Origin of the sequence: Bacillus sp. AP8 (genome assembly GCF_000321185.1) — a bacterium.
Taxonomy (GTDB): domain Bacteria; phylum Bacillota; class Bacilli; order Bacillales; family DSM-1321; genus Bacillus_AD; species Bacillus_AD massilioanorexius.
The window spans coordinates 1-13,788 of the sequence record NZ_CAPG01000038.1; the positions used below are offsets into that span (position 1 = coordinate 1).

Genomic DNA, 13,788 nt, shown 5'->3' on the forward strand with positions numbered 1-13,788 from the left:
AATTTTTATAATTATGATATATGTATCTTTAATCTCTAAAATAATTTTATTTTACAAAGATAGTTCTAAAGTTCTATAAATCCAGATCAATAAATGCTAATTATTGAAATTTCTTCATAACAGGCCTATAGCATCATAAATAATCAAAAAAAACCTCATCAAATTTGATGAGGTTTTTTATATATCATTTCATTTTCATTTAATTATTCTTTAATTTTTCTAATTCCATTAAGAATTTACTATTCAATACTTTAATGTAAGTTCCTTTCATACCTAGAGAGCGCGATTCAATTACGCCAGCACTTTCTAATTTACGTAAAGCATTTACGATAACTGAACGAGTAATTCCAACTCGATCAGCTATTTTAGAAGCTACTAATAATCCTTCATGACCATTTAGTTCTTCAAAAATATGTTCAATAGCTTCTAATTCGCTATATGATAACGAACTAATCGCCATTTGAACAACTGCTTTACTTCTCGCTTCTCCTTCGATTTCTTCCGCTTTTTCACGTAGAATTTCCATACCTACTACTGTCGCACCATACTCAGCTAGAATTAAATCATCATCTTGGAATTTTTCTTCTAAACGAGCAAGAATTAATGTTCCAAGTCTTTCACCACCACCGATAATTGGCACGATTGTCGTTAAACCATTCATAAATAAATCTTTGTTCTCAACTGGGAAAGCTGTATACTCACTTTCCACACTCAAGTTTGAAGATGTTTCTTGTAGGTTAAACAAACTATTTGTATAGTTCTCTGGGAATTGACGATCTTCGAACATCTTTTTCATACGTTCGTTTTCAATTTGTTGGTTGATTGCTAAACCAAGAAGTTTACCTCTTCTGCTTACAACATAAACATTAGAATCAATCACTTCACTTAAGCTTTCAGCCATCTCCTTAAAGTTCACTGGCTTACCAGCTGCTCTTTGAAGCATAGCGTTAATTTTTCTAGTTTTTCCAAGTAAATTCATGGATTTGTTCCTCCTAATAGTGCAATATTTAATTTTATGTCAAGTTTTAAGAATATTGTTTCAAATACTTTCAAATAGCTATTTTAGTCTTATTTCAATAAATTTATTCAGTAATCATTAAAATAAAATTATAAAATAAAGTGACTTAAATCTTTATTTTTTGCTATTGTACCCAATTTCCCTTCAACATATTGAGGGGTTATTTGAATTTTCTCCATCGTAATATCAGGAGCTTCAAATGATAAATCTTCAAGCAATTTTTCTAAAATGGTATGCAATCTTCTTGCACCAATATTATCAGTGTTCTGGTTAACATCATAGGCTACTTCAGCAATCTTACGAATAGCATCGTCTGAAAATTCTATTTGTATACCTTCAGTTTCTAATAAAGCAATATATTGTTTTAATAACGCATGATCTGGTTCATGTAAAATACGTTGGAAGTCTTCCACAGTAAGCTTTTGAAGTTCTACACGAATCGGAAATCTACCTTGAAGCTCCGGAATAAGATCTGATGGTTTCGCCATGTGGAAAGCACCAGCTGCAATAAATAAAATATGATCAGTCTTTACTGGACCATACTTTGTCACAACTGTAGAACCTTCAACAATCGGGAGTATGTCACGTTGAACACCTTCCCTTGAAACATCTGCAGAAGATCCACCTGAGGATTTACTAGCAATCTTATCAATTTCATCGATGAAGATAATACCAGTTTGTTCTGTTCTCGTTACAGCATCTTGTGTTACTTCATCCATATCAATTAATTTAGCCGCTTCTTCATTTGTTAAAACCTTCCTAGCTTCAGACACGGGTAGCTTTCTCTTTTTGTGTTTCTTTGGCAATAAGGAACTAAAAGCATCCTGCATATTCATCCCCATCTGTTCCATACCAGATCCTTGAAGCATGTCAAACATAGATGGTGGCTGTTCTTCCACTTCAACAGTCACAATTTCTTCTTCAAGTTCGCCTGCTGCTAGCTTTTTCTTAATAACACTTCTTTTTTCAGCTAGACTAGCTTCTTCATTAGCAGAAGAATCTTCTTGTTCTTCATTAGTATTTCCACCAAAGAACATTTCTAGTGGATTTTTAAATGAAGTAGATTTCTTATTTGAGGGAACGAGCAAATCCACTAGTCTTTTATTTGCATTTTGTTCTGCAATTTCTTTAACGCTTTGAATTTTTTCTTCTTTAACAATTCTAATGGATGTTTCCGTTAAATCTCTTACCATCGATTCAACATCACGCCCGACATAGCCTACTTCAGTAAATTTTGTAGCCTCTACCTTAATAAATGGTGCATTTACTAATTTAGCTATTCTACGAGCAATTTCTGTTTTACCCACACCAGTCGGTCCAATCATAAGAATGTTTTTTGGAACGACTTCATCACGAATTCCTTCTTGAAGTAAGCTTCTGCGATATCTATTTCGAAGAGCGATTGCTACTGCTCTTTTAGCATCATTTTGTCCAACAATATATTGATTTAATTTTTCTACGATCTGCCTTGGAGTAAGGTTTGCACGATTATCTTTCATTTTAAACATCCTCCTCGTTTTATAATTCTTCAATTATAATATTAGAGTTAGTATAAACGCATATTTCTCCTGCAATTTGAAGAGCTGCCTCAGCAATTTCACGAGCTGTTAGTGAATCTCCTGAATACCTTTTAAGAGCTCTTCCTGCACTTAGTGCATAACTTCCCCCAGATCCTATTGCTAAAATACCATCATCTGGTTCAATTACTTCACCAGTACCTGAAACAAGTAATATATTTTCTTTATCCATAACAATTAGCATAGCTTCTAACTGTCTTAACATTTTATCTCCGCGCCACTGTTTTGCTAATTCTACAGCTGCTCTTTGAAGATTTCCATTAAACTCTTCAAGTTTACCTTCAAACATTTCAAATAATGTGAAAGCATCAGCAACTGAGCCAGCAAATCCAGCTAAAACTTTTCCTCGAAAAAGTCTTCTAACTTTCCTAGCTGTGTGTTTCATAACGATTGCATTTCCCATTGTTACTTGCCCATCACCTGACATCGCACAATTTCCTTTATGATGAACGGCAAAAATTGTTGTTGCATGGAAGTTTCCCATACTACTTTCTCCTTTCATAACAAGCATTATGCTCGTGGATGTGAAGATAAATAAACTTTGCGAAGCTGTTCTTTCGTCACGTGAGTGTAAATTTGTGTAGAAGAAATATTGGAGTGTCCTAACAATTCCTGAACGGATCGTAAATCTGCACCATTGTTTAATAAATGCGTTGCAAAGCTATGTCTTAACATATGAGGATGTAATTGTCCATCTCTACAAGCATTATTAATCAATTGAGTCAAAATATACCTAATCCCTCTAGTTGTGATAGGCTCACCACGATAATTCACAAAGACAAAATCATGTTTAACATGTTTTAAAAGCTCATTTCTTGCATCATTAATATACATATGCAAAGCTTCTTCAGCATATTTCCCAAAAGGTACATATCGATCTTTTTTTCCTTTTCCATGAACAAGAATCGTCCCCAAAGAAAAATCAATATCCTTTAACGTTAAGCCACAACACTCACTCACACGTATGCCAGTAGCATACAAGATTTCCAATAACGCCAAATCTCTTTTACCTAATGCAGTATCAACCTTTATTGAATTGAACAAGGCTGTTATTTCTTTCTCGTATAAAAATTGTGGAAGCTTTTGCTCCTTTTTAGGTAAAGAAACGAGAGCAAAAGGATTATCAGTTACCATTTTCTCTCTCATTAACCACTTATAGAAGCTTCTTAAACTTGAAGTTTTTCTAGCGATGGATTTTTTGGCTAAATTTCTTTCATATAGCTTAGTTAAATAAAGTCGCGCATCAAAATATGTTACAGTATGTAAGCCTTTAATACTTTGTTCAATCATGAACATATAAAACTCATCAATATCAATTTGATAGTATTCAACAGTATAATCAGAATAGTTCTTTTCCAACTGTAGATATTGTAAGAAAGAACAAACAATTTCATCATTAGTTTGCATATATTAACACCTCACAAGGGCTACTAAATATTATCATACTTAGATAGCCCTTGCAATGAATAACACTAATTTTTCACAAAGTTCTGAATTGTTTCTAGTGCTCGTTTAGCATGCATTTCATTTCGTTCTTTTTTCCCTCTGATTTTTTCTGATAACTCAGGAAATAAACCGAAATTCGCATTCATTGGTTGGAAATTTTTTGAGTTTGCTGTAGTAATATATTTAGCCATACTACCTATTGCTGTTTCCTCAGGAAACTCAAGCGGTTCTTCGCCGTGGGCTATTCGAGCAGCATTTATTCCAGCTATTAATCCGGAAGCAGCAGACTCTACATAGCCTTCAACACCAGTCATCTGACCAGCAAAAAACAGGTTAGAGTTAGCTTGTAATTGGTACGTAGCCTTTAACACTTTAGGTGAGTTAATAAATGTATTTCTATGCATAACACCATATCTAACAATCTCTGCATTCTCCAGACCTGGAATTAATTTAATAACTTCCTTTTGTGCTCCCCATTTCAAGTGTGTTTGAAAACCAACAATATTATATAGCGTTCCTGCAGCATCGTCTTGTCGCAATTGTACAACTGCAAATGGTCTTTTACCTGTTTTTGGATCTTCAAGTCCTACTGGCTTTAACGGTCCAAATAACATGGTTTTCTTTCCTCTAGACGCCATTACTTCTATCGGCATACAGCCTTCAAAGAAAATTTCTTTTTCAAATTCTTTTAATGGAACTGTTTCACCAGAAATAAGAGCCTCATAAAAGCGATTGAATTCTTCTTCATTCATTGGGCAATTTACATATGCCGCTTCCCCTTTATCATATCTAGATTTCACATAAACTTTGCCAAAATCAATGCTATCTTTTTCAATAATAGGAGCTGCTGCATCGTAAAAATACAAATGTTCTTCACCAGTTAGCTCTTTAATTTTTTTAGATAGCTCAGGGCTTGTTAAAGGCCCACTCGCAATAATCGTTAATCCTTCTGGTATCTCTGTCACTTCTTCATTCACGATCGTAACATTCTCGTGATTTTTTAGTGTTTCAGTGATTTTCCCAGCAAACTCATGACGATCAACAGCAAGAGCTCCACCAGCAGGTACTGAACTTTCATCTGCTGCATTCATAATAAGAGAATTTAAATGTCTCATTTCTTCTTTTAAAACTCCGACAGCATTAGTAAGTGTATTAGCTCTCAATGAGTTACTACATACAAGTTCAGCAAATTGACTTGTATGATGAGCAGGTGTCATTTTAACAGGTCTCATTTCAAACAACTTTACTTTTACACCTCTATTTGCAAGCTGCCAAGCCGCCTCACTTCCAGCAAGTCCAGCACCAATTACATTTACAGTTATATCTGTCATAATTAAAAACCTCCGAATGAAGAAATAATAAGTATGGATCATGAACGATGCTACAATTGCTTATCTCAAAAACTCATACAAAGACAAGTTTTTCTAGTCAATTTCAAACATAACACTCTTAACCGATAGCAATTATATCCTTAATGTTCTCAATTTGTCCATATACATTTCACACAAATTTGAATGTTCCCAAGAAAAAAGTAGGTGAAAATCACCTACTGTTGTTGACCTTCTTTATAATCACAATCTACACATTGGACTTGAACGCCTTTTTTAAGCTTCTTCTCTACTAATAAACCGCTACATTTCGGGCATTTACGAGCAATTGGCTTATCCCAAGAAATAAAATCACAATCAGGATATAAATTACATCCGTAGAAAATTCTTCTTTTTTTGCTTTTTCTTTCTATAATTTCCCCTTTTTCACATTTAGGGCATTTTACACCAATTTCTTTTACAATCGGCTTAGTATTTCTACATTCTGGGAAATTACTACATGCCATAAATTTCCCATAGCGGCCCATTTTAAAGACCATCGGGTGCCCGCACTCTTCACAATCTTCTCCTGCTGGCTCATCTTTAATTTCAATCTTTTCCATTTCAGCTTCTGCTTTTTTCAAATGGACTTCGAAATCGCCATAAAAGTCGTTAATAACTTTTCTCCATTCTACATCGCCCACTTCAATATTATCGAATTCCTCTTCCATTTTAGCTGTAAACTCTACATCTATAATATCCGGGAAAAACTCCATTATTAGTTCACATACAATATTTCCAAGCTCTGTAGGAACAAATCTTTTATTGTCTAATGATACATAGCCTCTTTTTTGAATCGTATCAAGAGTTGGCGCATAAGTAGACGGTCTTCCTATCCCTAGTTCTTCAAGCGTTTTAACAAGCCTTGCTTCCGTATATCTTGGAGGAGGCTGAGTAAAATGTTGCTTAGGCTCAATATCTTTCGAAAAGACTTTATCGCCTTCATTTAAATCTGGTAGAAGGTGATCTTTCTCTTCGACATTATCATCTGTACCTTCAACATAGACTTTCATAAAACCAGGAAATTTAACCTTTGAGCCACTTGCTCTAAATATCACATCATTATTTTCAAGATCAACGCTCATTGTATCCAAAATAGCTGGTGCCATCTGACTCGATACAAAACGCTCCCAAATTAGCTTATATAATCTAAATTGATCTCTTGATAGGTACTCTTTAACAGAACTAGGATCCTTTACTGTACTCGTTGGTCTAACTGCCTCATGCGCATCTTGCGTTTTCCCTTGATTTTTCACTTTTCTCTTTTCAAGATTCACATACTCTTTCCCATACTGTTCTTCAATATATTGAGTACATTCACTTAACGCTACATCAGAAATTCTTGTAGAATCTGTTCTCATGTATGTAATTAAGCCGACAGTTCCTTCTTTACCAAGTTCGATACCTTCATATAACTGTTGAGCTAGCATCATCGTCTTTTTGGCTCTAAAGTTCAATTTTCTTGCAGCTTCCTGTTGTAGGGAAGAAGTTGTAAACGGAAGTGCTGCATTTCTTTTTCTTTCTTTTTTCGTTACACCGACAACAGTAAATTCATTTTCCTTGATATTCTTAACTATACTGTTTACGTCTTCTTCAGAGTGTAATTCTTGCTTTTGCCCTTTAAAACTATAAAAAGATCCGCTAAAGCCATCTTTTCCCTTAATAAATTCTGATCCAATTGTCCAATACTCTTCTGGTACAAATTTTTGAATCTCTTTCTCTCTTTCAATGATTAAGCGGACTGCAACGGACTGTACTCTACCAGCACTTAATCCTTTTTTTACTTTTTTCCATAAAAGCGGACTAATATTATACCCAACTAAGCGATCAAGAATACGTCGAGCTTGCTGAGCATCTACGAGATTCATATTAACTTGACGAGGATTTTTAAAAGATTCTTTAATAGCATCCTTGGTAATTTCATTAAATACAACTCGACACTTTGAATCTTCATCTAAATTCAACGTCTTAGCTAAATGCCAAGCAATTGCTTCCCCTTCCCTATCAGGGTCAGCTGCTAGATAAACTTTTTTCGCTTTTTTAGCGGCTGCTTTTATTTCTTTTAATACAGGACCTTTTCCACGAATCGTAATATACTTCGGTTCAAAATTATGTTCTATATCAACACCCATTTGGCTTTTAGGTAAATCTATTACATGCCCCATGGACGCTTTAACTTTATATTTTTTGCCAAGGTACTTTTCAATCGTTTTCGCCTTAGCTGGTGATTCTACTATGACAAGATATTCTGACATGCAAAATCCTCCTTAGAGGTATTTATAAATCTTCACTATTATTAATCAAACAAAAATGGTTTGTCAATCTCAATGTTATTTTCAATGATTATTTATATTCTAAATTTTGTTATTTTTCCTTCCATAAACAGATCTATTGAATATAAAGCGATGAAAACGTATTCACAGTTACATCGGTTTATTTCTCAAGGATTTTTTTATTTGTAGATTATTCAGAAATCTAAAACAAGAACGGTATTGATGATTTAAAACTATTTTAAATATATGAAAAATAATAATATACTTGATGCCCAATTTATCCTATATTAAAAAATATTTCAACCTATTTTGAAAATTATCCTTACATTTTTCTTACATTTTTCATATTTTTCATCTCACAAAAATCATTTGGATTCTTTTCCTCAAGCTACTTATACTTTTCATTGTATCAATAATAATTATCATTCTAGCCGTTCTAGCCGTTTTATTTCTTATTTTCCTTACTTTTTTATAAAAATTCTTGGTCAATATCTTTATATGATTGAACTAACTTAGCCCCTTCTTGGATTAAGGTATTCGTTCCCTCTGATAGCGGATTAGCAATATTCCCTGGAATACAAAATACCTCTTTTCCTTGTTCGAGAGCATGATAAGCCGTAATTAAAGAACCGCTTCTTCTAGTAGCTTCAACAATCAACACACCATCACTTAAACCGCTAATGATTCTATTTCTTTGAGGAAACATCCACGGCTCAGCCGCAAGCGCTGGATGGGCCTCAGAAAGCACTAATTGCTCATTCATCATCTTTAATGCAAGTGCGATATTTTCTTTTGGATATAGTTTAAATAAACCTCCACCAAGAACTCCAATTGTGGAACCAAGGTGACTTATCGCCAATTTATGAGCTAATGCATCAACACCTAATGCAAGACCACTTACAATCACATAGCCTTTCTTTATAAGCTGAGGTAATATCAAATCGAGTGCTTCAATACTATAATCAGAAAATTTCCTTGCTCCCACAACAGCGAGCATTTTTTGATTGTTTAATAGTTTCTTATTCCCCTTCATATATATAATCCAAGGAGGATTGTACATATTTTTCAATCGTTGTGGATAACCATCGTCAAAAATTGTCAAATAATCTATACTATTTTCTACATATTGTTCACTTTTTTTATCTATATTAATAGAGTGAAGATCATGATAAAATAATTGGATTTGTTGGGGATTTAATGGATGTAGAGTTTTTTGCCAATCTTTTAGAGATTTTTTCTTGAGGGTTTGAAGGTGGGGATCATTTTGAAGAATTAAAAAAATAGATTTCCATCCGATTCCTCGACAATGATGGATCAATAATAACTTTTCTCGAAATTCCTGCAATTGTTTTCCTCCTTAAAAAATACTATACACCCCTTCTAAAAGAAGCATAACCAAATGATCTAGCTAAACTATAATCCAGCTACAAATGGATATGCTTTCTAGTCTTTTGGAAAGAGTGTTTAGTTAAATACAAACGTATTAACCCTTCGCATTGGAAGGAAAATCGCTATTAATGTGTTTTACAAGAATCATAAATCCCTTTTTCTTTTATGACTGAAATAAGTGTTTCTCCCATAACCGAAGGAGTTTCTGCTACTTTAATACCACATTCATTCATTACACGGATTTTTTCGTCAGCTGTTCCTTTACCACCTGATATGATTGCACCAGCATGGCCCATACGTTTACCAGCTGGAGCTGTTCTACCACCAATAAAACCAACTACTGGTTTTGTCATGTTTGCTTTAACCCATTCTGCCGCCTCTTCTTCAGCTGTTCCACCAATTTCACCAATCATAATTACAGCGTATGTTTCTGGATCCTCATTAAATGCTTTAAGAACATCAATAAAGTTCGTTCCATTTACCGGATCTCCACCGATACCAACCGCTGTTGATTGACCTATTCCAGCTTGACTTAATTGATGAACCGCTTCGTAAGTTAAAGTACCAGAACGAGAAACTACACCAACATGTCCTTTTGTATGAATATATCCTGGCATAATACCAATTTTACATTCACCTGGTGTAATTACTCCTGGACAGTTTGGTCCCACTAAACGTGTTTTCTTTCCTTCCATAAAACGCTTTACTTTTACCATATCTAACACTGGAATATGTTCCGTAATACAAATAGCTAAATCGAGCTCTGCATCAACAGCTTCTAAAATTGCATCTGCTGCAAATGGAGCAGGAACATAAATAACTGAAGCATTTGCTCCTGTTGCTTCTACAGCTTCTTTTACTGTATTAAATACAGGCACACCTTCTACTTCAGAACCGCCTTTACCTGGACTAGTACCTGCAACAATTTGTGTACCATATTCAAGCATTTGTTTCGTATGAAAAAGGGCTGTTGACCCTGTAATTCCTTGTACAATTACTTTTGTATCTTTATTAATAAATACGCTCATTTTTCTCCCCCCTAGCTATTATCCTACTAATGCAACGATTTTTTGAGCTCCATCTGCCATTGACTCAGCTGCAGTAATATCAATACCAGAATTTTTCAAAATTTCTTTACCTAATTCAACATTTGTTCCTTCTAAACGAACAACTAAAGGTACTGAAAGCCCTACTTGTTTAGCAGCTTCAACTACACCCTCAGCAATTACATCGCACTTCATAATTCCACCAAAAATATTTACAAAAATCCCTTTTACTTTTGGATCAGAAAGAATAATTTTGAATGCTTCTGTTACCTTCTCAGCAGTTGCACCGCCCCCAACATCAAGGAAGTTCGCTGGGTCACCATTATAATGTTTAATAATATCCATTGTCGCCATCGCTAAACCAGCTCCATTAACCATACAGCCAATATTACCGTCTAAAGCGATATAGCTTAAATCATATTTTGATGCTTCAATTTCTTTTGCATCCTCTTCTTCTAGGTCTCGATAACCTATGATATCTTTATTTCTAAATAATGCATTACTATCAAAATTTAATTTTGCGTCTAACGCCATTACTTTTCCATCTCCAGTAACAACTAAAGGGTTGATTTCAGCGATAGAACAATCTTTCTCAACAAATGCCGTATACAAGCCCATCATAAATTTCACAGCTTGGCCTATTAAAGCATTTGGAATATTAATATTAAAGGCTATTCTTCTAGCTTGATAGCCTGATAATCCTACTACAGGGTCAATCACTTCTTTAAAGATTTTTTCAGGAGTCTTTGCTGCTACTTCTTCGATTTCCGTTCCACCTTCTTCAGATGCCATTAACACTACTCTCGAAGTTGCACGATCTAATACTAGACCGATATAGTATTCTTTCTTTATGTCACAGCCTTCTTCAATGAGTAAACGCTTTACTTCTTTACCTTCTGGTCCAGTTTGATGTGTTACGAGCGTTTTCCCTAAAATCTCTTCAGCATATGTACGTACTTCATCAAGATTTTTAGCTACTTTAACTCCTCCTGCTTTTCCTCTACCACCAGCATGGATTTGCGCTTTCACTACACAAACTTCTGTCCCTAATTCTTTAGCAGCTTCAACAGCCTCTTCTACAGAAAATGCCACTTTTCCATTTGGAACTGCTACTCCATATTTTCTAAGGACCTCTTTCCCTTGGTACTCGTGAATATTCATCTTCCATCCTCCTGTCATAACTTCTTTTTTCGACAAATAATTCAAAATTTTTAAACAAAAAGAAAATGAATCATTATTCAATTTTTAAGTAGCTTGCGCTTTCATTGTATATAATGTCAAAATACTTGTCTAGCATTTTTATGTAAAACTATAGAAAAATATGTTATTAAAATAGAATTATTTCGCCTAAAATACTATTTGTACTTATCGTTTTTTGCCGCTTCTCTATCTAATTTATAAATCAATACAAAAATTTCTGCGACAGCTTCATAAAGTTCCGATGGAATAGATTCATTAATATTTAGCTTTGATAATAGCTCTGTAAGTGAAGGATCTTCCTGAATAGGCACATTGTTCGCTTTAGCTATTTCCAATATTTCATCAGCAATTCTCCCTTTACCTTGTCCAACTATCTTTGGTGCAGAATCTTTCTCACGGTCATATTTTAAAACAACGGCTTCTTTTCTTTTTTTCATCATATTTTAATATCTACTCCATTGTATGGTGTTGTTTCATAAATTTTTTTATTTCTTTCCAAATTCATTGCTATCGGTCCTAATGATTTAGGTGGCTCAAAAGTAATAGCTGACAATTGATATCCAACCTCTTCTAATTTCTCTTTTACCTCGGATACCAAAGGACTCGCAAGTGTTTTCAATAAATTTGCTTTTTCATTTATAATATTTATTTTCATAATTTTATTCTGAACAACCATATCAATTACAGTTTCATTAATGTGATCTAGCTGTAAATAAAATAACACTCTACAAAAGGATGGATCGATTTCTCCTTCATTTTTCTTCCTTCCACTAAAGTGCATCGTTGCCTCAGTATGAAAACGATGATATGAAAGTGGGAAGCTTAGCATAATATGTTGAAGTGGACCAGAAGATTGTGAGAGCATCTGTTGGGCTGTGATTTTATGCAATAGCTGCTCTGCAGACTCTCTAGCCACGTGATTTTGATTTTCGTTAAGAAATTTTAAGAGCAGTGGTTTTAGATTTAGCAGTTCATTTTCCTCAATGACCGTTCCTTGATCAAGATTTGCCATATGATTCTCTAATCCTAATCCCATTAAACGTATAGCACTTTTCATTTCGTTAGAAAAAATGTTTGCTTGAGGAATATGTAATGCAGCTACTTCTTCTTGTAGTAACCCTTGTAAGAGTTTATTATCAAAGGTCAGATAATTCTTTGGTTGATGACTTTCTATTTTTTGCATAAGCATATTTCCAATATTATTTCTAGCTACTTCATAATTACCAGATTGATCCCCAGCTAAAGAAAATAGTTCAAGCATAGATTTAGCTTGAAGAAAATCATTATTTCTTGTATTTAAAAAGGACAATATATGTTTCGTCATATTCATAATAGCATTAAATATAGGGATCTTATCGCCAGATTTAACTGCAATTGATTGTGCCGTCCCAGTAACATTTACATTATTTTGGTGTATATTTTCGTTCTTTTTCACTTGAAGGGAAACAATTTCTTGAAGTAGTTGTTTCCACATCGGTTTTTCAGTACTATTATTTGATACAGTTTGCACTTTCTCATTTATAAGCTTCGCCAAATTTAGAATATTTTCTTGGAATTTATCATTTGTATTTCCTGCATTTTTTAAATACATACTAGATTGACCACTATTTCTTAATAATTCATTTAGTAGTTGAATAGAATTTTCTAAACTCGAATTTCGAACAATTATATTATTGTTCTCCAATAAATGTAGCGCTTGTGTAAATACTTTGTTTTGGTTGGTTTGTTCAGAAAAAAGTCCTACGTTCTGAAGCACTTTAAACAATTGATTTTTTATTTGCCCTTCCGATGATAACCATGCCGCAACAATTTTTTGCAATCCTCTCTCAGCCATTTTATCTAAGTTTGTTGACAGAAGGTGTATTAGTACAGATTTTAATGATGCTTCCGATACACTCTTACTAGAATTCAAGTTTTGTAAAATATCCTTAAATAAGGATTGCAATGTAACATTATTTTCAAACGCGGAAAGTGATTGAAAAACTTCTTTCGTGACTGGCAATGATAAACTATTTATCGTCTGCAATATTTTTATTGATTGACTTAAATCGTCCGACGAGCTTATGATTTGTAAGGCTTGAACAAACTGATCTTTCGTTATCGGAATCTGATTTTTCACATAGAATTGAGCCAACGCTAAACTTTCTTTTGTTTGAGATAAAGATAGATGCTGTAATAACTGTTGAGACATTTCTTTAAGATTCTCAGAGCCACCATTATTTTGAAGTACTTTTAGAGCGGTAATATCCGACGTATTTTGTACTTGAAACCAATAACGTTCACCAACTTTTATTGGTGCATCTAACTTAGCCATTACTTTTGATTGACCAATACTTATTTCAGCAGTTTGATTACTGTAAATTTTATTAACTTTTCCATATACCATTTGCCCATTGTTCAATGTAACATTTTGACTATTATGCTGTTGTGGAATTAGATTTTGGACGATACTTGTTGCCTGCATTTGTTTAT

General features: G+C 33.9%; 11 protein-coding genes. All 11 read right to left on the reverse strand.

Annotation, left to right across the window (positions count from 1 at the left end; all coding sequences use genetic code 11):
- Positions 1 to 199: 199 nt before the first annotated feature.
- The 11 genes from codY to BN349_RS24900 all read right to left on the reverse strand — a co-directional run bounded on the left by codY (position 200) and on the right by BN349_RS24900 (position 13,780).
- On the reverse strand, positions 200 to 979 hold the full coding sequence (gene codY, locus BN349_RS10760; RefSeq protein ID WP_019242316.1) for a GTP-sensing pleiotropic transcriptional regulator CodY: 780 nt from the start codon (positions 977 to 979) through the stop codon (positions 200 to 202).
- 128 nt (positions 980 to 1,107) lie between these two features.
- On the reverse strand, positions 1,108 to 2,517 hold the full coding sequence (gene hslU / locus BN349_RS10765) for an HslU--HslV peptidase ATPase subunit (protein WP_019242317.1): 1,410 nt from the start codon (positions 2,515 to 2,517) through the stop codon (positions 1,108 to 1,110).
- Positions 2,518 to 2,536: 19 nt separating this feature from the next.
- Positions 2,537 to 3,079 carry an ATP-dependent protease subunit HslV gene (gene hslV, locus BN349_RS10770; protein WP_019242318.1) on the reverse strand — a complete coding sequence of 181 codons (543 nt, stop codon included), beginning with the start codon at positions 3,077 to 3,079 and terminating at the stop codon, positions 2,537 to 2,539.
- A 26-nt stretch (positions 3,080 to 3,105) separates the two neighbouring features.
- Positions 3,106 to 4,002, reverse strand: coding sequence for a tyrosine recombinase XerC (xerC, locus tag BN349_RS10775; protein WP_019242319.1), 897 nt, complete (start codon positions 4,000 to 4,002; stop codon positions 3,106 to 3,108).
- 65 nt (positions 4,003 to 4,067) lie between these two features.
- Positions 4,068 to 5,372: an FADH(2)-oxidizing methylenetetrahydrofolate--tRNA-(uracil(54)-C(5))-methyltransferase TrmFO gene (gene trmFO, locus BN349_RS10780; protein ID WP_019242320.1), complete on the reverse strand. Its 1,305-nt coding sequence runs from the start codon at positions 5,370 to 5,372 to the stop codon at positions 4,068 to 4,070.
- Between the two features lie 215 nt (positions 5,373 to 5,587).
- Positions 5,588 to 7,663: a type I DNA topoisomerase gene (topA, locus tag BN349_RS10785; protein ID WP_019242321.1), complete on the reverse strand. Its 2,076-nt coding sequence runs from the start codon at positions 7,661 to 7,663 to the stop codon at positions 5,588 to 5,590.
- Between the two features lie 487 nt (positions 7,664 to 8,150).
- The gene (dprA, locus tag BN349_RS10790) at positions 8,151 to 9,026 is read right to left on the reverse strand and encodes a DNA-processing protein DprA (RefSeq protein WP_019242322.1); all 876 of its coding nucleotides are present in this window, start codon (positions 9,024 to 9,026) and stop codon (positions 8,151 to 8,153) included.
- 169 nt (positions 9,027 to 9,195) lie between these two features.
- Positions 9,196 to 10,098, reverse strand: coding sequence for a succinate--CoA ligase subunit alpha (gene sucD, locus BN349_RS10795; RefSeq protein WP_019242323.1), 903 nt, complete (start codon positions 10,096 to 10,098; stop codon positions 9,196 to 9,198).
- Positions 10,099 to 10,116: 18 nt separating this feature from the next.
- A complete protein-coding gene (sucC, locus tag BN349_RS10800; RefSeq protein WP_019242324.1) occupies positions 10,117 to 11,277 on the reverse strand; it encodes an ADP-forming succinate--CoA ligase subunit beta in 1,161 nt (386 codons plus the stop codon).
- Positions 11,278 to 11,471: 194 nt separating this feature from the next.
- On the reverse strand, positions 11,472 to 11,756 hold the full coding sequence (locus BN349_RS10805; RefSeq protein WP_019242325.1) for an EscU/YscU/HrcU family type III secretion system export apparatus switch protein: 285 nt from the start codon (positions 11,754 to 11,756) through the stop codon (positions 11,472 to 11,474).
- On the reverse strand, positions 11,753 to 13,780 hold the full coding sequence (locus BN349_RS24900; RefSeq protein WP_019242326.1) for a hypothetical protein: 2,028 nt from the start codon (positions 13,778 to 13,780) through the stop codon (positions 11,753 to 11,755). Before BN349_RS24900 ends, BN349_RS10805 begins: the two co-directional genes overlap by 4 nt.
- Positions 13,781 to 13,788 lie beyond the last annotated feature (8 nt).